Annotated in this window: 18 protein-coding genes; 13 read left to right on the plus strand and 5 right to left on the minus strand. The window is 67.3% G+C overall.

The annotated features are described in order from the left end of the window. Positions 1-59 precede the first annotated feature (59 nt). Positions 60-2,153: a M13 family metallopeptidase gene (locus tag ACM0PK_RS19340; protein WP_065179781.1), complete on the minus strand. Its 2,094-nt coding sequence runs from the start codon at positions 2,151-2,153 to the stop codon at positions 60-62. A 132-nt stretch (positions 2,154-2,285) separates the two neighbouring features. Here ACM0PK_RS19340 and ACM0PK_RS19345 point away from each other — a divergent pair, with 132 nt between their 5' ends. Further along, positions 2,286-2,774 carry a hypothetical protein gene (locus ACM0PK_RS19345; protein ID WP_414607700.1) on the plus strand — a complete coding sequence of 163 codons (489 nt, stop codon included), beginning with the start codon at positions 2,286-2,288 and terminating at the stop codon, positions 2,772-2,774. 88 nt (positions 2,775-2,862) lie between these two features. On the opposite strand, the gene gpmA is transcribed toward ACM0PK_RS19345, so the two are convergent. Then, a complete protein-coding gene (gpmA, locus tag ACM0PK_RS19350) occupies positions 2,863-3,612 on the minus strand; it encodes a 2,3-diphosphoglycerate-dependent phosphoglycerate mutase (RefSeq protein WP_005415787.1) in 750 nt (249 codons plus the stop codon). A gap of 94 nt (positions 3,613-3,706) precedes the next feature. On the opposite strand from gpmA, the gene nfi reads away from it, so the two are divergent. After that, entirely contained in the window at positions 3,707-4,381 is a 675-nt protein-coding gene (gene nfi, locus ACM0PK_RS19355; RefSeq protein ID WP_414607701.1) for a deoxyribonuclease V, read from the plus strand. 38 nt (positions 4,382-4,419) lie between these two features. On the opposite strand, the gene ACM0PK_RS19360 is transcribed toward nfi, so the two are convergent. Together ACM0PK_RS19360 and ACM0PK_RS19365 are read right to left on the minus strand one after the other, a co-directional pair. Next, entirely contained in the window at positions 4,420-5,400 is a 981-nt protein-coding gene (locus ACM0PK_RS19360; RefSeq protein WP_414607702.1) for a cation diffusion facilitator family transporter, read from the minus strand. A gap of 140 nt (positions 5,401-5,540) precedes the next feature. Next, the gene (locus ACM0PK_RS19365) at positions 5,541-7,790 is read right to left on the minus strand and encodes a TonB-dependent siderophore receptor (RefSeq protein ID WP_414607703.1); all 2,250 of its coding nucleotides are present in this window, start codon (positions 7,788-7,790) and stop codon (positions 5,541-5,543) included. Positions 7,791-8,076: 286 nt separating this feature from the next. Here ACM0PK_RS19365 and ACM0PK_RS19370 point away from each other — a divergent pair, with 286 nt between their 5' ends. Beyond that, positions 8,077-9,492, plus strand: coding sequence for a GGDEF domain-containing protein (locus ACM0PK_RS19370; protein WP_353080166.1), 1,416 nt, complete (start codon positions 8,077-8,079; stop codon positions 9,490-9,492). Positions 9,493-9,593: 101 nt separating this feature from the next. Here the strand turns inward: ACM0PK_RS19370 and ACM0PK_RS19375 are convergent, their stop codons facing one another. Further along, positions 9,594-10,811 (minus strand): MFS transporter, encoded by a 1,218-nt coding sequence (locus ACM0PK_RS19375; protein ID WP_414607704.1) that lies wholly within the window; start codon positions 10,809-10,811, stop codon positions 9,594-9,596. A 75-nt stretch (positions 10,812-10,886) separates the two neighbouring features. Between ACM0PK_RS19375 and ACM0PK_RS19380 the strand changes: the two genes are divergently transcribed. The 10 genes from ACM0PK_RS19380 to ACM0PK_RS19425 all read left to right on the plus strand — a co-directional run bounded on the left by ACM0PK_RS19380 (position 10,887) and on the right by ACM0PK_RS19425 (position 19,971). Then, positions 10,887-11,336 (plus strand): winged helix-turn-helix transcriptional regulator, encoded by a 450-nt coding sequence (locus ACM0PK_RS19380; RefSeq protein ID WP_134970287.1) that lies wholly within the window; start codon positions 10,887-10,889, stop codon positions 11,334-11,336. A 73-nt stretch (positions 11,337-11,409) separates the two neighbouring features. Continuing rightward, positions 11,410-12,537, plus strand: a complete 1,128-nt coding sequence (locus tag ACM0PK_RS19385; RefSeq protein ID WP_414607705.1) for a metallophosphoesterase — start codon at positions 11,410-11,412, stop codon at positions 12,535-12,537. A gap of 132 nt (positions 12,538-12,669) precedes the next feature. Then, positions 12,670-13,353 (plus strand): response regulator, encoded by a 684-nt coding sequence (locus ACM0PK_RS19390; RefSeq protein WP_008265770.1) that lies wholly within the window; start codon positions 12,670-12,672, stop codon positions 13,351-13,353. Next, complete coding sequence (locus ACM0PK_RS19395; RefSeq protein WP_414607706.1) at positions 13,350-14,729, plus strand: sensor histidine kinase; 1,380 nt, start codon at positions 13,350-13,352, stop codon at positions 14,727-14,729. Before ACM0PK_RS19390 ends, ACM0PK_RS19395 begins: the two co-directional genes overlap by 4 nt. Before the next feature lie 80 nt (positions 14,730-14,809). Next, positions 14,810-15,646, plus strand: a complete 837-nt coding sequence (locus ACM0PK_RS19400; RefSeq protein WP_005415777.1) for an alpha/beta hydrolase — start codon at positions 14,810-14,812, stop codon at positions 15,644-15,646. A 1-nt stretch (position 15,647) separates the two neighbouring features. Continuing rightward, positions 15,648-16,007 (plus strand): EamA family transporter, encoded by a 360-nt coding sequence (locus tag ACM0PK_RS19405; protein ID WP_414607707.1) that lies wholly within the window; start codon positions 15,648-15,650, stop codon positions 16,005-16,007. Then, on the plus strand, positions 16,004-16,402 hold the full coding sequence (locus ACM0PK_RS19410; RefSeq protein ID WP_134970296.1) for a DMT family transporter: 399 nt from the start codon (positions 16,004-16,006) through the stop codon (positions 16,400-16,402). Before ACM0PK_RS19405 ends, ACM0PK_RS19410 begins: the two co-directional genes overlap by 4 nt. A gap of 10 nt (positions 16,403-16,412) precedes the next feature. Beyond that, positions 16,413-17,615 (plus strand): DegT/DnrJ/EryC1/StrS family aminotransferase, encoded by a 1,203-nt coding sequence (locus ACM0PK_RS19415; RefSeq protein ID WP_414607708.1) that lies wholly within the window; start codon positions 16,413-16,415, stop codon positions 17,613-17,615. A gap of 174 nt (positions 17,616-17,789) precedes the next feature. Then, positions 17,790-18,506: an MtnX-like HAD-IB family phosphatase gene (locus tag ACM0PK_RS19420; protein ID WP_414607709.1), complete on the plus strand. Its 717-nt coding sequence runs from the start codon at positions 17,790-17,792 to the stop codon at positions 18,504-18,506. Positions 18,507-18,570: 64 nt separating this feature from the next. Beyond that, positions 18,571-19,971 (plus strand): aspartate aminotransferase family protein, encoded by a 1,401-nt coding sequence (locus ACM0PK_RS19425; protein WP_414607710.1) that lies wholly within the window; start codon positions 18,571-18,573, stop codon positions 19,969-19,971. Positions 19,972-19,983: the final 12 nt, after the last annotated feature.

A 19,983-nucleotide genomic window follows, 5' to 3' on the forward strand; every position in this document is an offset into this window, starting at 1 on the left:
GGAAGACAAAAGGCCCGGCGTTCGCCGGGCCTTTCGCTCCACGCATCACGGGTGATCGATTACCAGATCACCACGCGCTTGTCGTCGGCGCGCACCATCGCATCACCCGCCTTGCACTGGAATGCAGCAGCGAACGAGGGCATGTTCGACGGCGCACCGTTGGCACGGAAATTGGCCGGCGCGTGCGGATCGGTGTTCAGGCGCACGCGCAGCTCGCCATCGGTGAAGTTGCGGCGCCACACGGTGGCCCAGTTCATGAAGAAGCGCTGGTCCTGGCTGTGGCCGTCAACCTCGACGTTCGCCTTCGGGTCTTCCTTCAGCGCCATCTGCAGCGCGTCATAGGCCACGGTCAGGCCGCCCAGGTCGCCGATGTTCTCGCCCAGGGTCAGCTTGCCCTTCACGAACACGCCCGGCACCGACTCGTAGCCGTCGAACTGGGCGACCAGCTGGTCGGTACGCTCGGTGAAGGCCTTGCGGTCGGCGTCCGTCCACCAGTTGTCGAAGTTGCCGTTGGCGGCGAACTGGCTGCCCGAGTCGTCGTAGCCGTGCATCATCTCATGGCCGATGACTGCACCGATGCCGCCGTAGTTCAGCGCCGGATCGGCCTTGGCGTCGAAGAACGGCGCCTGCAGGATCGCCGCCGGGAATACGATCTCGTTCTTGGTGGCGTTGTAGTACGCATTGACGGTCTGCGGGGTCATGCCCCACTCGGTCTTGTCCACCGGCTTGCCGATCTTGTCCAGCATGTAGCGGTAGTTGAACGCGCGTGCTGCCTGCATGTTGCCCAGGTAGCTGTCGCCGTTGGTCTGCAGGCCCGACCAGTCACGCCACTTGTCCGGGTAGCCGATCTTCGGGGTGAAGCTGGCCCATTTTTCCAGTGCCTTCTTCCTGGTTTCTTCGCCCATCCACGGCAGCTGCTCCAGGCGCGCCTTCAGCGCCTGCGACAGGTTTTCCACCAGGTGCTGCATGGCGACCTTCGACTCGGCCGGGAACACGGCGTCGACGTACAGCTGGCCCAGGGCTTCACCCATGCCGCCGTTGACCGACTCCAGCACGCGCTTCCAGCGCGGCTGCATTTCCTTCTGGCCACGCAGGGTCGTGCCGTAGAAATCGAAGTTGGCCTTCTCGAACTGGCTGCTCAGGTATGGCGCGGCATCGTCGATGGTGTGGAAGCGCAGGTAGGCCTGCCAGGTGCTGGCGGGCACATCGGCCAGCATCTTGTCCATTTCACCGAAGAAGCCCGGCTGCGCCAGCGAGAACTTCTGCGCGGCCGGTACCTTCAGGGTGTCGAACAGCGCGGTCCAGCTGAAGTTCGGGGTCAGTTTGTCCGCGTCGGCGGCACTGAGCGGGTTGTAGCGCTTGGCCGGGTCACGCATTTCGATGCGTGACATCGAGGCCTTGGCCAGGCGGGTTTCGAAGGCCATCACGGCCTTGGCCTGCTCGGCGGCCTGCGCCGCGTCCACGCCGGACAGGGTCAGCACCTGCGCGATGTAGGCCACGTAGGCGTCGCGGATCTTGGCCTGCGCATCATCGAAGTAGTAGCCCTTCTCCGGCAGGCCGAGGCCGCCCTGGCCAACGTAGGCGATGACGTTGGCCGAATCCTTGTAGTCGGCATTGGCGAACAGCGAGAACAGCACGCCCTTGCCTTCGGCCTGGCTGTCGCGCAGGTACTGGGTGATGGCGGCGGTGTCGTTCAGCGCGGTGATCTTGTCCAGCTGCGGCTGCAGCGGCGCCAGGCCGGCGGCTTCGATCTTGGCCTCGTCGTTGCCGGTCTTCCAGATGTCACCGATCTTGGCTTCCACCGAACCGGCCTTGGCCTGGCTGGCGGCGGCCTGCTGCACCAGCGCGTGCTGCACTTCCAGCGAGCGCTCGCGCAGGATCTCGAAGCTGCCCCAGGTGGTCTGGTCGCCCGGCACCGGGTTGGCCTTCAGCCACTTGCTGTTGACGAAGCCATTGAGGTCGGTACAGGCCGAAATGGCCGGATCGAGGTCGGCGCTGTTGAGCGAGATCAGCGGCGTCTTGATCTGCGACAGGTCGAAGGCCGGCTTGGCGTCGGCACTGGCCGCCGGCGCGGTTTCGTTCTTGCCACAGGCGGCCAGCGAGGCAGCGATGGCGATGGTCAGGCCCAGCGGGACCAGGTTGCGGACGTTCATGAGGCTCTCCTGCGGGTAATTTCACAGGGTAGCCGGGGGCGCGAGGTTGGGGACCGGCCAAAGGTCACAGAGCCCACGGCGCAGCTCCCGCCGCGCGCCGGTATGCTCTGGCCTCTGCGATCACTGGACCTCATGACCATGGACGAAACTGCGCTGCTGCTGGCCCTCGACACCTGTGAGTTTCTGTTTCTTACTGAGATTGGCGAGCCGGAAGCGAATCGTCTGCGCCTGGTCGTCGAGGAGGGCCGGGTGGTCGGAAAGCCCTCCCGCGTGGAGCTCGGTCATGGACGTTCAATCGATGATGTGCGTGCGATAGAGGTGGTGCCCCACTCGCAGCGGTTTGAACTGATCTGGGACCACTACATCAGCTACGCCGTGCACAACGAGTCCTACCAGAGCTGGGACGACGCCGAAGCCTGGAGCGGCAACCTGTTCCGCCGCTACAGCCGTTCGAAATTCCTTGAATATCTGGGCCGTGCCACCTTCGCTGATACCCGTTACCCGGGCCCATTCACGCATTACCAGCTGATATGCCAGGACCACGTCATCGACATTGCTGCGTTGCAGTCGCCGAAGGTGCGCCTGCCGGGTCCTTCTAGCTTGCACATGCAGCCACCATGAAGTGGCTCTACCGGGTTGCGACAGCGCCAGCCGAGCGTGGGCTCGGCTCTACAAAGAGAAAGGCCGGCTTGCGCCGGCCTTCTGCTTCTTACTTCGCCTTGCCCTGGTTGGCTACGGCTTCGGCGGCCTTGCGCGCCGCTTCCGGGTCGCCCAGGTAGCGGAACGACTGCACGGTCAGGTCATCGTTCAGTTCGAACAGCAGCGGGATGCCGGTCGGGATGTTCAGCTCGAGGATTTCCTCGCGCGAGACGTTGTTGAGGTACTTGTACAACGCACGCAGCGAGTTGCCGTGGGCGGTGACCAGTACGGTCTTGCCGTCCTTCAGCTGCGGTGCGATGGCGTCGTGCCAGTACGGCAGCACGCGATCCAGGGTGGTGGCCAGCGACTCGGTGCCCGGCAGCGCGTTGCGGTCCAGGCCGGCGTAGCGGCGGTCATGGATCGGGTGGCCCGGATCTTCCAGGTCCATCGGCGGCGGCGGGATGTCGTACGAACGACGCCACACCTTGACCTGCTCTTCGCCGTGCTTGGCAGCGGTCTCGGCCTTGTCCAGGCCCTGCAGGCCGCCGTAGTGGCGCTCGTTGAGGCGCCAGGACTTGTTCACCGGCAGCCAGTCCTGCTCCAGCTCGGCCAGCGCCCCCTGCAGGGTGTGGATGGCGCGCTTCAGCACGGAGGTATGGGCGACGTCGAACTGCAGGCCTTCCTCGCGCATCAGGCGGCCGGCGGCGGCCGCTTCCCGGCGCCCCTGCTCGGTCAGGTCGACATCGACCCAGCCGGTGAAGCGGTTGTCCAGGTTCCACTGGCTCTGGCCATGGCGCAACAGTACGAGTCTACGGGTCACTGCAGGGTCTCCAACGCGAGGAAAGGCAGGCCGCCATTGTAGCCCCGGCGGCCGCTCACCGTGCCGTGGCGCCACGCATGCGATGCTGCAGCCAATGAATACGGTGATCGACCCCGGGCGCTGGGAAGGCAGCGTCACCGCCGCCCGCGCGCAACAGCTGCAACTGGCCGGCCGCGTGGAACGCCAGGACCGCCTGCCACGCAAGGTGCGCTGGCTGGCCGGGCTGGATGTCGGCTTCGAGGACAGCGGTGCCATCACCCGCGCTGCGGCGGTATTGCTGGACGCAAAGACGCTGCAGCCCGTGGCGCAGGAGATCGCGCGCATCCCCACGGTGATGCCCTATATCCCCGGCCTGCTCAGCTTCCGCGAGCTGCCGGCACTGCTGGCCGCACTGGCACTGCTGCCACGAACGCCGGACCTGGTGTTCGTCGATGGCCACGGCATCAGCCATCCACGCCGGCTGGGCGTCGCCGCGCATCTGGGCGTGGTCACCGATCTGCCGAGCATCGGCGTGGCGAAATCGAAACTGGTGGGAAGGTTCGTCGAACCGGGCGCCGAAGCTGGTGCGCATACACCGCTGCTGGATGGCGACGAGCAACTGGGCTGGGTGCTGCGCAGCAAGGTGCGCTGCAAGCCGCTGTTCGTGGCCGGTGGCCATCGGGTCAGTGCCGATACCGCGCTGGGCTGGGTGCAGCACACCCTGCGTGGCTATCGGCTGCCGGAGCCAACCCGACTGGCGGATCGGCTGGCCTCGCGGCGGGACGAATAGCTGCGCCGGGCGTCTCCCGGCGCGCGCGTCATCTTCGATCAACGATGCACGTGGCCGCGATGGCCCTGCGCATCCTCACCGTGGTCGTGGCCTTCATGGCCCTGCTGCGCGCCGCCGTTGGCCGACGCCGGTCCAGCGCAGGCTTCACCACAGTGGTCCGCTTCGATCTGCAGCGTCACGTGTTCGATGCCGAAGTCATCGTGCAGGCGCCCGCCCAGCTCGCGGCGCAGCACATCGGCATCGGTGCCGTCGCGCATCACGATGTGCGCGGTCAGTGCCGGCGTGCTCGAGGCCAGCGCCCACACATGCAGGTCATGCACGTCCATCACCGCGGCATGGCCGGACAGGCTGTCGCGCACCTTGGCCACGTCCATGCCCTTGGGCACGCCTTCCAGCAGCACGTTGATCGCTTCACGCATCAGCACGTAGGTACGCGGCAGCACCCACAGGCCGATCAGCACGGCCAGGATCGGGTCGATCGGTTTCCATCCGGTCCACTTGATCAACAATGCGCCCGCAATCACAGCCACCGAGCCGAGCATGTCGGCCCACACTTCGAGGTAGGCGCCCTTCACGTTGAGGCTCTCGCCACTGCCCGCCCGCAGCAGGCGCATCGAGATCAGGTTGATGACCAGGCCCGCAGCCGCGATCACCAGCATGCCGGAGGAGGCGATCTCCTGCGGCTGGCGGAAGCGGCCGACCGCCTCCCACAGGATGTAGGCGGCGACCACGAACAGCATGGCACCGTTGATCATCGCGCCCAACGCTTCCAGCCGTGCATAGCCGTAGGTGCGGCGCGCATCCGGCGGGCGCCGGCTCAACCGTACCGCGACCAGCGCGATCATCAGCGCCAGCGCATCGGTGGCCATGTGCGCGGCGTCGGACAACAGCGCCAGGCTGTTGGTCCAGAACGCGCCCACCACTTCGACGACGAGGAAGGTGGTGGTCAGGCCGAGTGCCCACCACAAGGGCTTCTCGTGGCGGATCTGGGATGGCAGGTGATCGTGGTCGTGGCCCATGGCAACAGCTCCTTTGCGATGCGGTGCAGGCTACGCGGTGCCGGCGGGGGAGACTATTACGATGTTTATAACATTGCAGGTCACACGAGCCCTCGCCGGGCATGGCCCGGCGAGGGCCGCAGACCGACGACTGCCTGCGGTCAGAAGCCGAAGCGCAGGCTGGCCCAGTACGCGCGGCCCGGCTCGTTGTAGGTCGCCGCCCCGGCATCGCTGCTGTTGGCCTCGCGGAACAGGCGCTTGTCGGCCAGGTTGTTCACGCCGAAGCCGAAGCTGACCGTCTCGGTCACCTTGTAGCGCGCGCTCACGCCCCAGATGTTGTACGCGCCACGATCCTGCAGCGCGATCGATGCATCGCAGCTGCCGGTGCAGCGCGGGTCGTTGTTGATGTTGGTCGTGGCCGGTTCCTGCTTGCCGTAGAAGGTGCCGGTCAGCAGCACGGACAGCCTGTCGGTGGCCTGCCAGTCCAGCATGGTGTTGATCGTGTACTTCGGGATCACCGACAACGGCTGGTGCGTGGTCTTGTTCTCGTTTTCCACCATGTAGGTGAAGTTGTTGCTCCACTTCAGGCGGTTGCCCTGCTCGCCCAGCAGCGGAATGACCAGGTTGCCTTCCAGCCCCTGCACGATCGCCTTCGGCGCGTTCTCCCAGCGGAAGATGCGGCCCTTGGTGTCGGCGGTCAGCCCGATCTGGGTGTAGCCGGCCTGGATCTTGTCCTTGTAATCGTTGTGGAAGTAGGTCAACGACGCCTGCCAGCCGCTCTGCGGTGCCCACTCGATGCCCAGTTCCTTGTTCAGGCTGGTTTCCGCCTTCAGGTCCGCGTTGCCGCGCATGTAGCAACCGGCGCCCAGGCTCGGCAGCGCATTGGGGCAGCCGTTGCCGCGGGTGTAGTAGAGATAGTCCGGATTGGACTGGTACAGGTTCGGCGCCTTGAACGCGCGGGCAATGCCGCCCTTCACCACCCAGTCGCTGCTGATGCGGAACTGCGCGTTGAGGCTGGGGCTGGTGTTGTTGCCGAACTGGCTGTGGTGGTCGAAGCGCAGGCCCGGGGTAACGATCCAGCGCTCGCCCAGGTAGATGTTGTCTTCCACGAACACCGCCGTGGTCTGCGCATCGGCCTTGCCGCGCGCACGATCGGCCGACAGCCCAGGGATGCCACCGCCGCTGCTGCTGGACTGGCTCATCGAGTACGGGTCGGTCAGGCGGCTGTCCAGGTATTCAAAGCCCAGTGTCCAGATGTTCTCGGCGCTGCCCAGCGTGGTCGGGAAGCTCACTTCGCCATCCAGCTGGTAGTTGCGCAGTCGCGAGGTCGACCAGTCGGTGCCGTTGAAGCTGCCTTCCGGGCCGCCGGCCAGGCCTTCATTGATGCGTGAGTTGTTCACCGCTTCCACCGCGGCCGTCACCCGCGAGGTGACATCGCCCCAGCGGCCACGATGGGTGATCGCGCCGGTGTTGCGGTACATGCGGTTGGTTTCCGCCTTGCCGTCGGCCAGGGCGGCCAGATCGATGCCGGTCGAAGTGCCGGTGGTGCTGACCGCGCGGTCACCAGCATAGATGTTGCCCTGGCGGCTGGTGCCGGCCTCGAACTCGACCACCTGGTCGGCGGTCACGTCCCAGCGCAGCAGCGCGTTGATGTCGCGGTTCTTGACGCCCTCGCGGCCAGCCGGTGGCACTGCGTTCGGCTGGGTGGCGTACTGGCGGTTGAGATCGAGTGAATCGGCGTCGGTCTTGTTGAGGTTGCCGTACAGGCGGAACGACAGCGTGTCGGTCATCGGCCCACTCAGCTGCAGGCCGACGCGCTCGCTGCCACCTTCGGCGCTGTGTTCGGGCACCAGCCCGTACAGGTCGACCGCACCGGTCAGGTCGCCGGTCGGGCGCTTGGTGATGATGTTGACCACGCCACCGGAAGCACCGGAGCCATAGCGTGCCGCCGCCGGTCCGCGCAGCACTTCGATGCGCTCGATCATCTCCGCCGGCACCCAGTTGGTGTCGCCGCGCGTGTTGCGCTCGCCACTGCGGCCCATGCGCACGGCATCGCGCGCACCGATGCGCTTGCCGTCGACCAGGATCAGGGTGTTTTCCGGGCCCATGCCGCGCAGGTCGATCTGGCGGTTGTTGCCGTACTGGCCCGAGGCGCTGTTGCCGGTGAGGTTGACGCCCGGCATGGTGCGCAGCAGTTCGGCGATGTCGTTGGCCGGTGGGCGCCTGGCGATGTCCTCGGCGGTGATGGTCGAGGTACCCAACGCTTGGCGGGCAATCTGCGAAGCGGTGACGTGCACCGTGTCGATATCGGTGGCGTCGGCTTCAGCCTGGGCGGTCAGGGCGCTGCCCGCCAGCAGGGCGGCAACGGCGAGCGCCAGCGGGCGCGGCGAGAGGACAACGGCAGGAGACATGATCTGGACCTTCTGGCAGGGCAACGGGGCCTCTGGCAAAGGGCTTGAGGCAACGACGAGGGGGAGGCGGAGCGTCGCTGCAGTCGCCTGCGGCCCGATCCGTGCGCGCATTCTCCCATCAATGCGAGTGATTCTCAAATGCGTTCGCTCATTGCTACCGCAGGCGTGATGTGGCCTGCGTGCCGGACGACGCTGCATCGCGCTTAAACTGGCCGGCTTGCCCACCATCAACCGCACGCCACCGCGGCCGATACCCGTGGTTTGCCGTACGCAGTCAGAGATCGACGTGGAACCACCCCAACTGGACGATGCCAGCCAGCCGCTGGCCGAGGCCTGGCAGCACTGCCTGCAACAGGCCGGCCCTGCCGCCACCGCGCTGCTGCACGCCGCCGCAACCGATGCCCCGCCGGCGCTGGCCCAACGCTTCTACGAAGTGCTGTTGCAGGACGGGCGTGCACGCCGCTTCCTGTCCCACGATCAGGTCAAGCAACGCCTGCAACCGGCCATGCAGCGCTGGCTGGTGCAGCTGCTGACCACCGATGCCGACGGCATTGCCGCCACCGTTGCCTCGCAACGGGTGATCGGCGATGTGCATGCCCGGGTCGGCATTCCGGTCGACCTGGTCACCCGCGGCGCGCGCGTACTCAAGCACGAGCTGTTCGTGCGCCTGCGCGACGACGCGCCCGACAGCGCCACCGCGTTCGCCGCCATCGACTGCCTCAGCGCGATCATGGACATCGCCATGGAAGGCATGACCCTGGCCTACACCCATGCACGTGAGCGCTCCACCCGCGCCGATGCTGCCTACCGGTTGTTCTCGCTGGTGCAGAATGTCGGTACTGAACGCGAGCGCCAGCGTGCACTGCTGCTGGACTGGGAGAACGCCCTGCTGTACGCACTCGCCGGCCACGTGCAGGCCAGCGAAAGCGCCAGCCTGGCGACCTCGGAATTCGGCCTGTGGTTCACCCACAAGGGCATCCCCAGCTTCGGCGAGAGCAGCGAAACCCAGCAGGTCGGCCAACTGATGGCCCGCATCGACGGCAACCTGCAGCGGGCAAACCATGACACCCCGGCGCAGCGACTGGCGGTGCTGCCGGCCATCCGCGAGGACCTGGCCGCCATCCGTACCCTGATGACGCTGTTGTTCGAACGCATCGGTGAACTGGATGCCGGCAGCGATGCTCTGACCAACCTGCTCAACCGCCGCTTCCTGCCTACCGTGCTGCGCAGGGAGATCGAGCTGGCCACGCGCAACCGCACGCCGTTCTCGCTGCTGCTGCTCGACCTGGATCACTTCAAGGCGATCAACGACGGCCACGGCCACGATGCCGGCGACCGCGCGTTGCAGCACGTGGCCGGCCTGCTCGGCCAGCTGACCCGCGGCAGCGACTACCTGTTCCGCTACGGCGGCGAGGAGTTCGTGGTGGTGCTGGTTGCCGCCAGTGAGTCACAGGCCTCGGTGATCGCCGAGAGCCTGCGCCGGCAGATCGCGCAGTCGCCAGTGGCATTGGCCAACGGCCAGGTTCTGTCGCTGACTGCCAGCATCGGCGTGGCCGGCCATGATGGCCACCCGGACTACGAACGCTTGATGGCACGTGCCGACGCGGCGATGTACGAGGCCAAGCGCAGCGGCCGCAACCGCGTGGTGGTGGCCAGCGCCGACCTGCAGGAAGCGCCGGGGCGGCGCGCGTTGCAGCGCTGAACTGGCGGAAATGAAAAATCCCGGTGGCGGGTAGAGTCGACTGTTAGTCGACTACCGCGCGCAGCGCGGACCTTTTCGCCGTCGGAACGAGGAGCAGTCGACTAACAGTCGACTCTACCGATTCGCGCGCCAGCCGCTGCTTTCACCGCCCGCCTCCGCCACGCCGCCCACCACAGCAGCGCCAGCAGCGCGATGCCGGCGCCCAGCAGGCACACGGCAGGCCAGCCGTGCCGGGCCTGCACCCAGGGCCCGGCAGCCGCACCGGCACCACTACCCACCGCATAGAAGAGCATGTAAAGCGCCACCAGGCGTCCATGCTGCTCGCCCGGCGCGCGCAGCAGCAGCGCCTGGTTCGAGACATGCAGCGCCTGCCCACCCAGATCGAGCACGATCACGCCCAGCAGCAGCAACGACAGCGACTGCGGCAGGCCCAGCAGCGGCCACCACGCGACCAGCATCAACAGCAGCGCGCCAAGACTGACCCGATCGGCAAAACCGCGGTCCATCCAGTGCCCGACCCGCGACGCCATCAATGCACCTGCCACCCCAGCCAGGCCGAGCGCACCGATGGCCGCAGTGGACCACTGCAGCGGTGGGGCCGACAGCGGCAAGGGGGCCGCCGCCCAGAACACGTTGAGTCCGGCAAACAGCAGCAACGCCAGTGGACCGCGCTCGCGCAGCGTTCGATCCCGGCGCAGCATGCCCAGCATCGAGCCGATCAGGTCGCGCCAACGCGGCGGCACCACGGGTATCGGCACAGCCGGCAGGCGCCGCCACAGCAGTGCGGCCAGGGTCGCCATCAGCGCTGCCGACAGCAGATAGACTGCTTGCCAGCCGGCAATGGCCGCCACCGTGCCGGACAGCACGCGCGCCAGCAGCAACCCGATGAACACCCCGCCCTGCACCACCCCCACCACGCGCCCGCGCTGCGCGGCCGGAGCCATCGCTGCCGTGTAGGCGATCAAGCCTTGGGTCAGCGCGGTGCCCAACAGCCCGGCCAGCAGCATGCCCGACAACAGCCAACCGGCCGTGCGTGCCGCTGCCAGCCACAGCAGGGCTGCCACCAGTGCCGCCAGCTGCAGCCGCAGCAGGTGCCGTCGGTCACCGCGATCAGCCAGCGGCAGCAACCCGAGCAATGCCAGCACGCTGCCGGCCTGGGTCGCGGCCAACACCGCGCCGGCAACCGCCCGCTCCAGCGCGAAGGCGTGTGCAAGCTGATCCAGCAGCGGCTGCGCGTAATAGACGTTGGCAACGCTGGCGCCGGCGGCAACCGCAAGCAGCACCAGCAGGGGGCGTGGAATCGGCATGGCATTCGTCATCTGGTTTCATATTGAAACCGGATGCAGGCTAGCCACTTTGGTTTTAAACTGCAACCACATAGGACGGAGACCGCCATGCACGCAGACAGCCCCTGCCCCGTTGCCCGCAGCGCCGACCTGCTCGGTGATCGCTGGGCACTCCTGGTGATCCGCGATGCCTTCGACGGCGTCAGCCGCTTCGGCGACTTCCAGCGCAGCCTTGGCACCGCCCGCAACATCCTCAGCGATCGCCTGCGCAGGCTGGTCGAGGCCGGCATCCTGCAACTGCAACCGGCCTCCGACGGCTCGGCCTACCAGGAATACGTGCTCACCGCCGCGGGCCAGGCGCTGTTCCCGGTGCTGGTCGCGCTGCGCCAATGGGGTGAGCGCCATCGCTTCGACGCGGGCGAGGCCCATTCGCAGCTGATCGAGTCCAGCACGCGGCGACCGCTGCCGTACATGCAGCCGCGCGGGCGCGACGGTCGGCCCCTGCAGGCCGCCGCCACCCGTGTGCGCAAGCTCAGGGACGACGGGCACAGCGCCTGACCCGCCCATTCGCGCACACCGCGACCCGGTCGCGCCGGTTAGCATCGGATGTTTCCGCCGCCGGACAACGACGATGTCGCGCTATCGCTCTTCCCTGATGACCGCCCTGCTGCTGCCGTTGCTGGCCTGCAGCGCCGGAACCACGCAGGCCCGCGAGGTTGCCGCGCCCGCCGACCACGTGCAGGCCGATGGCCCCTATGTGTTCCGCCAGGGCGACCGGGTGCAGGCCAAGTGGATCTGCGCCGACAAGGTCGAATCGCGCACGCTTGCCTCCGGGGCAACAGGGACCGATATCGCACCGCGCTGCGGCTACGAACACACCGTGCATGTGGCTGCGCCGAATGCAGCCTCGGTCTCGGTGCTGCCGGCCACACCGCGCATCGTCGCGCTGTCCGACATTCACGGCCAGTACGGGTTGCTGGTGCGCCTGCTGCGTGCCCATCACGTGATCGACGCGCAGGATCGCTGGGCGCTGGGCAAGGACACGCTGGTCATCGCCGGCGACGTGTTCGACCGCGGCCCGCAGGTGACCGAGGCGTTCTGGCTGCTCTACGGCCTGCAGCAGCAGGCGGCCGCCGCCGGTGGCGCCGTGCACTTCGTGCTCGGCAACCACGAAACCATGGTCCTGTACGACGACCTGCGCTACGTCAACCCCAAGTACCTGCGCAGCGCCCAGCTGCTGGGCCGCAGCTACCCGCAGCTGTATGGCGCCGACTCGGTGATCGGGCAGTGGCTGCGCACCCGACCGGTACTGCTGAAGATCGGCGATACCCTGTTCCTGCACGGCGGCATCTCGCCCGAGGCGGTGCAGCTGGCGCTGGACCCGGCACGCACCAACGCGGCCTACCAGGCCTCGCTGGGCCTGCCCAAGGCCGAAGTGAAGGCCGACCCGGCCACCGCACCGCTGTATGACGGCAAGACCAGCCCGATCTGGTACCGCGGCTATTTGGATGGCCGCCTTGACACCGCGGGTGTGCAGGCCGTGCTCGACCGCCTGCAGCTCAAGCGCATCGTGGTCGGCCATACGTCGATGCCACACGTCAGCAGCTTCCACGGCGACCGCGTGATCGCCATCGACAGCAGCATCAAGAACGGCGAGAACGGCGAACTACTGTTCATCGAGGAGGGCAAGCTCAGCCGTGGCCTGCTGGATGGCTCCCGGATGCCGCTGGCGCTGGGTGAGCCGGGGCTGCAGGACTGAATGGAGGGACAGCGTGACGGCGCCGGGAGGTGCCGGCGCGCTCCACCTTCACCCGGTTTGCGGCTACCCTTCGGCAGCCGAGAGGCCCGCCCCGTCCAGCCGGTGGGCCTGACCGTTACAGGAGCCCCGCGCATGCGCGTTCTGATTGCTGAAGACGACCCGGACATCGCCTCCGGCCTGTGCGCCTCGCTGCGCCGGCAGGGGCACGTGGTCGACCACGTCGACAACGGTGCGCACGCCGATGCAGCACTGGGCTCGACCCAGTATGCACTGCTGGTGCTGGACCTGGGGCTGCCGCAACTGGATGGCCGCGACGTGCTGCAACGACTGCGCCAGCGTGGCGATGGCCTGGCGGTGCTGGTGGTGACCGCGCGTGACGGCCTGGCCGAGCGGGTGCGCGTGCTCGACCTCGGTGCCGACGACTACCTGGTCAAGCCGTTCGCACTGGATGAATTCGAAGCCCGCGTGCGTGCACAGCTGCGGCGGGTCACCAGCAATGGCAATCCGGACCTGCGCATCGGCCGCTTGCGCCTGGACCTGGCCGGGCACCGCGTATGGATCGACGACCAATCACTTGAACTGACCGCACGCGAGTTCGGCCTGCTGTCGGCGCTGGCGGTGCGTGCAGAGCGCATCGTGTCACGCGCGCAACTGGTGGAAGCGCTGTGCGACTGGGGCCAGGACCTGACCGACAACGGCCTGGACATCGCCCTGCACCGCCTGCGCCGCAAGCTGCAGCCGGGCGGCATGGGCATCCGCACCGTGCGCGGGCTGGGCTACATGCTGGAAGATGCGCAGGACGACAGCGCCCCGTGATCAGTGGACCGCCCAGCCTGCGCCGGCGCCTGCTCGCCTTCCTGGCGTTGCCGATGCTGGGCCTTCTCACCTTCAATACGATCCTGGCCTATTACGTTGCGCTGGACTATTCCAACCGCATCCACGACCGCAACCTGATCGACGACACGCACTCGTTCGCGCAGATGCTGAGCACCATGCCGGTGACCAGCGACCTGTCTCCGCAGGCGCGCTTCCTGATCGAGTACGAACCCGACGGCCATCGCTATTTCAACGTCGACAGCAGCCGCCAGGGGACGCTCAGCGGCAATGCAGATTTCAGTGCCTACGCGCCTTCGCAGGAATGCACCGGCGTGGACCCCACCCTGTACGATGGCATTCTCAACGGCCAGCCGGTGCGCATGGCCACCGTCTGCACGCGTGCGATGAACGATCCGCAGGACCAGCTGGCGGTGACCGTGGCCGAAAGCATGGCCGAACGACGCCAGCGCGCGCGAGAGATCCTGATGATCATCATCCCGCTGATGACCATGCTGGCGCTGGGCACTGCCGCGCTGGTCTGGTTCGGGGTGACCCATGGCCTGCGCATCCTGACCCCGCTGAGGACCCGCCTGGCACAGCGCCGCGGCGAACTGGCGCCGATCTCCGACGCCGACGTGCCGGAGGAAATCCAGCCACTGATCAGCACCATCGACGATCTGTTTGCCCGCCAGGCGGAAATGATCACCCTGCAGAACCGGTTCATCGCCGACGCCGCGCACCAGCTGCGCTCGCCATTGGCCGGCATGGCCCTGCACGTGGACCAGGCACTGGCGCATGGCGACCCGGACACGGTGCGCGAGGCACTGCAGCACATCCGCCGGCTCAACCAGCGCACCGCGCGGGTCAGCAGCCAGCTGCTGGCGCTGAGCCGGGCCCAGACCGTGCCGGAGACGGTGGAGGCACTGGACCTGTGCGAACGGGTGCCGCAGTGGGTCGGTACACGCGTGCCTGAAGCGATCCGCGATGGCATCGATCTGGGTTACCGCGGCAGCCCCCAGCCGCTGCGCGTGCTCGGCAACGGTGCCCAGCTGCAGGAAGCACTGGACAACCTGATCGACAATGCGCTGCGCTATGCCGGCCGCGATGCGACCGTCACCGTCGGCGTGCACGCGCTGGATGACAACGACGTCGAACTGTACGTGGAGGACAACGGGCCCGGCGTACCCCAGGACGTGATGCCGCGGCTGGGCGAGCGCTTCTTCCGCGCCCCCGGCACCACCGCCAGCGGCACCGGCCTGGGCCTGGCCATCGCCCACGAGGCGGTGGAGCACTTCGGCGGGCGCCTGACCTTCCTCAACCGCCCCGGCGGCGGGCTCAAGGTCGCCATCACGCTGCCGCTGCTGAAGGGCCCCTGACCCGGACCGGGGCGCTGAAAGGCTGGCGAAAATCGCGGTTGCGATCCTGACCCTCCCCACTGCCGTCCCGGAGCCGCCAGGTGACCGACTCGCACGACTTCTTCCTCCCCGGTGGCCCGCAGGGCGTGCTGCTGGTCCACGGCCTGACCGGTACCCCGGCGGAAATGCGCATGCTGGGCAAAGGGCTGAACAACGCCGGCTTCACCGTACACGGCGTGCAGCTGCCCGGCCATTGCGGCACCGTGGATGACCTGCTGGCGACCACCTGGGAACAGTGGTACCAGGGCGTGGAAGATGCGGCGGCAAGCCTGCGCGGCAAGGTCGACCAGCTGTTCGTCGGTGGCCTGTCGATGGGCGCGGTGCTGTCGCTGGCACTTGCTGCTCGACGACCGGACTGGGTGTCCGGCGTCGGCGTGTATGGCGCCACGTTCCGCTACGACGGCTGGAACATACCCGCCGTCGCCCGCCTCTCGTTCCTGCTGCCGTGGTTCAAGCGCTTCAACATCGGCCGCGACCGCATGTTCATGGAAGAACCGCCGTACGGCCTGCGCGACGAGCGCCTGCGTGCGCAGGTCAGCGCCGCCATGCTGTCCGGCGACAGCGCGGCGGCCGGCCTTCCGGGCAATCCCTGGCACGCGCTGGCCGAGATGCGGGCGCTGAGCAACTGGACCCGCCGCCACCTGCACCAGGTCACCGCCCCGTGCCTGGTGATGCACGCCCGCGAAGACGACGTGGCCAGCATGGGCAATGCCGAACTGGTGATGTCGCGGGTCAGTGGCCCGAAGGAACTGGTGGTACTGGAGGACAGCTACCACATGATCACGATCGACCGCGAACGCCGCGAGGTGATCCGCCGCAGCGCGCGCTTCTTCACCGGGATCGGTGAACGCAGCGGCGTCCTCAAGGCGGTGGCCTGAGATGGGGGCACTTGCCACGCTGCTGTGGCTGGCCAATGTCGTGCTCGATACCGGTGGCCAGCTCGCCTTCAAGGCCGCCGCCAGCGACCCGCAGGAGGGCAAGGGACTGCAGCGCTGGAAGCACATGCTCAGCCGCCCCTGGCTGTGGATCGGCATCGCCTGTTACGTGCTTGAGTTCGTCGCCTGGATCGCCTTCCTGTCACTGGTTCCGCTGTCCAAGGGCGTGCTGCTGGGCTCGATCAACATCGTGGCGCTGATGATCGCCGGCCGCATCCTGTTCCGCGAGAAGCTCACGCCATTGCGGGTGACCGGGATGCTGCTGGTCACCGCAGGCGTGGCGGTGGTGGGGGCCGGCTCGTGAGGCGCCTGTATGTGATCGGCTTCCCCCTGCTGATGGCCTTCGACACCCTGGCCCAGCTGTGCTTCAAGTACGCCGGCGATGCTGCGCTGCCGGTCGAGGCCAACACCACCTGGCTGCTGCGCGTGCTGTCGCAACCATGGGTGTACGGCGCCATCCTGGGCTACGTGGGTGCGTTCTTCACCTGGATGAGCCTGCTGCGGCATGCACCGATCGGCCCCGCATTCGCGGCCTCGCACCTGGAGGTGATCAGCGTACTGCTGCTCTCGGCGTGGCTGCTGAAAGAGCCTCTCACCCTGCACCACCTGGTCGGTGCGGTGCTGATCGTGGCCGGCATCGTCTGCCTCGCCCGCGCGGAAGCGGACGACCCGCACAGTCCCACCGAAAACGCTTCGTGAGCGCGTTGCGATGAGCCTGTTCGCGCGCGAACTGCCACCGACCGCCGGCCTGCCGATGCAGGCCAGCGACTTCCTTCCCGGTGGCGGTGACCTGCGCGGGATCCTGGCCAACCAGCTGGGCACGCCGCCGCTGCAGCTGACCTGTTCCGGCACGCACGCGCTGCTGATCGCCCTGCGAACCCTGCGCAAGCGCGCGCCCAGGCGCGACACGGTGATCATGCCGGCCTACACCTGTCCGCTGGTGCCGATCGCGGTGCACAGCCTCGGCCTGCGCGTGCAGCTGTGCGATACCCGGCGCGGCCACTTCGACTTCGATCCCGGCCAGCTCGAACGGTTGGCCGATGCGCGTACGTTGGCCATCCTGCCGACCCACCTCGGCGGTCGCATCGCCGATGTCGAACGGGCCTGCGACATCGCCCGCAGCGCCGGCGCCTGGGTCATCGAAGATGCCGCACAGGCGCTGGGCGCACGGGTGGGCAACAGCAGTGTCGGCCTGCGTGGCGACATCGGATTCTTCAGCCTGGCGGCCGGCAAGGGGCTGAGCCTGCACGAAGGCGGCCTGCTGGTCAGCCGCGATGACGAACTGCGCGCCGAACTGGCCGAGCATGCCGCCGAACACGTGCGCTTCAACCTGCGCTGGGAGCTGCTTCGCAGTGTGCAGCTGCTTGGCCTTGCCGCCTGCTATCGCCCCTCACTGCTGTCGCTGGTGTACGGCAATCCGCTGCGCAACGCACTGCAGCGTGGCGATCTGGAAGACGCGGTCGGTGATGTTTTCCCGCTGGACATACCGCAGCACCGGGTCAGCCGATGGCGCCAGAACATCGGTGCCCATGCCGCGCGGCGATTGCCGGCGTTCCTGCAGGCCGGGCGCCTGCGCGCACTGCAGTTGCGCGTGCAGCTGGCACAACTGCCGGCGGTGGAAGTGGTCGATGGCCTGGCCGGCACCGGCGGCACCTGGCCGATGCTGATGCTGCTGCTGCCCAGCCAGCGCGCGCGTGACGCCGCACTGGACACACTGTGGCCGCGCGGCCTCGGCGCCAGCCGTATGTTCATCCGTGCCCTGCCCGACTACGCCTATCTGCGTGGCATCGTGCCGCAGGAGGACGTGCCCAATGCACGTGACTTCGCCGCACGCATGCTCACCCTTGGCAACAGCGCCTGGCAGACCCGTGAGGAGACGGCCGAAATACTGCAGGTCCTGGCCCGTGTCTGACCCGCACATGCATGCGTGGCCTGCGCGCCGGGCATTCATCCATGCATCTTCCTGAACGCTTTCCCAGCCCGTAAAAAAAGCCTTTCAACAGGAAAGGAACGAGAAAGGCGGCCTGCCTACATTGAGCCTGCCCCGGCATCGTGCCGGACGCTTCTTTCATCGACGGACCTGCCCATGCGCTGGAGCATCCTGTGTGACTTCGACGGCACCATCAGCCTCGAAGATGTCATCGACTCGCTGCTGGAAAAGTACGGCCAGCCGGGCTGGCAGGAACTGGAAGAACAGTGGAAGGCGGGAAAGATCGGCTCGCGTGAATGCATGCAGGGCCAGGTGCGGCTGCTGAAGCTGGACCCGGCCACGCTTGATGCCCATCTGGACCAGGTGCAGATCGATCCGGGCTTCGCCGCCTTTGTAGCTCGCACCGAGCAGCTGGGCCTGCCACTGCGCATCGTCAGCGACGGCCTGGACTATGCGATCCATCGCATCCTCGCCAACCACGGCCTGGCGCAGCTGCCGGTGGTGGCCAACCACCTGCGCTGGTGCGATGACCACTGGGAACTGGAATCGCCCTACCAGGCCGAAGGCTGCCGCAGTGGCACCTGCAAATGCGCCCGCGCCGCGCAGGCACGTGCCAACGAAGCACCGCGCGTGCTGATGATCGGCGACGGCAGCTCGGATTTCTGCGTGTCCGAAGACGCCGACTTCGTGTTCGCCAAGCGCCGCCTGATCACCCATTGCACCCATGCCGGCATTGAGCATGCCGCCATCGACACCTTCCACGACGCAATCGCACTGCTGCCGCGCTTGCTCGATGGCAGCCTGCTGCAGCCATGTCGTCTCGACGCCAGCCCGCAGCCCGCCGCACTGCCCCTGCTGCTGGCCACCGCCTGAGCACTCCCTTCCAGGCGCGCTCCCCTGTTACCCCTTTCGAACGTCCTTCACGGAACCGAACTGCATGAACATTTTTGACAAGAACGCCGCCGCCGCTGCCTCCGATGCGCAGCTGCTGGCCGACGAAGCCCGCTACAGCTCCTTCGGCGATACCGTCCACTACGTCGATCCGCCTAAGATCTTCCAGCGCGGCGAAGGCAGCTACATGTTCGACGGCGCAGGCGTGCCCTACCTCGACCTGCAGATGTGGTACTCGGCGTGCAACTTCGGCTACAGCAACAAGCGCCTGAACGATGCACTGAAGGACCAGATCGACACCCTGCCGCAGGTCGCCAGCCAGTACCTGCACCCGACCCGCGTGCAGCTGGCCAAGACCATTGCCGTGGACATGCACGAGAAGTTCGGCCTCGACGGCCGCGTGCACTTCAACGTTGGCGGTGCGCAGGCCATTGAAGACTCGCTGAAGATCGTGCGCAACGCGCGCGGCGGCAAGAGCCTGATGTTCGCCTTCGAGGGCGGCTACCACGGCCGCACCCTGGGTGCGTCGTCGATCACCTCCAGCTACCGCTACCGCCGCCGCTACGGCCACTTCGGCGAGCGCGCGATGTTCATCCCGTTCCCGTACCCCTTCCGTCGCCCGAAGGGCATGACCCCGGACGAGTACTCCGACCACTGCGTGTGGCAGTTCGAGCGCCTGTTCGAAAGCGAGTACAACGGCGTGTGGGATCCCAAGGTCGGCCAGGCCGAGTACGCCGCGTTCTACGTCGAGCCGATCCAGGGCACCGGTGGCTACGTCATCCCGCCGCGCAACTTCTTCACCGGCCTCAAGCGCGTGCTGGACAAGTACGGCATCCTGATGGTCGTCGATGAAATCCAGATGGGCTTCTGGCGCACCGGCAAGCTGTGGTCGATCGAGCACTTCGGCGTGACCCCGGACGTGCTGGTGTTCGGCAAGGCGCTGACCAACGGCCTGAACCCGCTGTCGGGCCTGTGGGCGCGCGAAGAGCTGATCAACCCGACCGTGTTCCCGCCGGGCTCCACCCACTCCACCTTCAACTCCAACCCACTGGCCACCCGCCTGGGCCTGGAAGTGCTGAAGCTGGGCAAGGAAATGGATTACGAGCGCACCGTGCCGGAAAAGGGCGCGTACTTCCTCGACGGCCTGCGCGGCCTGCAGAAGCGCCACCCGGAAATCGGCGACGTCGACGGGCTGGGCCTGGCGCTGCGTGCGGAAATCTGCCAGGCCGACGGCTACACCCCGAACAAGGAGCTGCTGGACCGCATGGTCGACATCGGCCTGGCCGGTGACCTGCTGCACGACGGCAAGCGCATGGGCCTCGTGCTCGACGTGGGTGGCTGGTACAAGAACGTGATCACCTTCGCGCCGTCGCTGGACATCAGCTACGAAGAGATCGACCTGGCGATCACCCTGCTCGACCAGGCGCTAACCAAGGCCAAGGGCTGAGGTCGATGCGCT

Source organism: Stenotrophomonas sp. FR010 (assembly GCF_047520755.2).
Taxonomy (GTDB): Bacteria; Pseudomonadota; Gammaproteobacteria; order Xanthomonadales; family Xanthomonadaceae; genus Stenotrophomonas; species Stenotrophomonas sepilia.

Excerpts from the sequence above, each read along its gene's own strand:
- ACM0PK_RS19340 (WP_065179781.1), bottom strand. The coding sequence starts at position 2,153 with ATGAACGTCCGCAACCTGGTCCCGCTGGGCCTGACCATCGCCATCGCT.
- ACM0PK_RS19345 (WP_414607700.1), top strand. The coding sequence starts at position 2,286 with ATGACCATGGACGAAACTGCGCTGCTGCTGGCCCTCGACACCTGTGAG.
- nfi (WP_414607701.1), top strand. The coding sequence starts at position 3,707 with ATGAATACGGTGATCGACCCCGGGCGCTGGGAAGGCAGCGTCACCGCC.
- ACM0PK_RS19360 (WP_414607702.1), bottom strand. The coding sequence starts at position 5,400 with ATGGGCCACGACCACGATCACCTGCCATCCCAGATCCGCCACGAGAAG.
- ACM0PK_RS19365 (WP_414607703.1), bottom strand. The coding sequence starts at position 7,790 with ATGTCTCCTGCCGTTGTCCTCTCGCCGCGCCCGCTGGCGCTCGCCGTT.
- ACM0PK_RS19375 (WP_414607704.1), bottom strand. The coding sequence starts at position 10,811 with ATGACGAATGCCATGCCGATTCCACGCCCCCTGCTGGTGCTGCTTGCG.
- ACM0PK_RS19380 (WP_134970287.1), top strand. The coding sequence starts at position 10,887 with ATGCACGCAGACAGCCCCTGCCCCGTTGCCCGCAGCGCCGACCTGCTC.
- ACM0PK_RS19385 (WP_414607705.1), top strand. The coding sequence starts at position 11,410 with ATGTCGCGCTATCGCTCTTCCCTGATGACCGCCCTGCTGCTGCCGTTG.
- ACM0PK_RS19390 (WP_008265770.1), top strand. The coding sequence starts at position 12,670 with ATGCGCGTTCTGATTGCTGAAGACGACCCGGACATCGCCTCCGGCCTG.
- ACM0PK_RS19405 (WP_414607707.1), top strand. The coding sequence starts at position 15,648 with ATGGGGGCACTTGCCACGCTGCTGTGGCTGGCCAATGTCGTGCTCGAT.
- ACM0PK_RS19415 (WP_414607708.1), top strand. The coding sequence starts at position 16,413 with ATGAGCCTGTTCGCGCGCGAACTGCCACCGACCGCCGGCCTGCCGATG.
- ACM0PK_RS19420 (WP_414607709.1), top strand. The coding sequence starts at position 17,790 with ATGCGCTGGAGCATCCTGTGTGACTTCGACGGCACCATCAGCCTCGAA.
- ACM0PK_RS19425 (WP_414607710.1), top strand. The coding sequence starts at position 18,571 with ATGAACATTTTTGACAAGAACGCCGCCGCCGCTGCCTCCGATGCGCAG.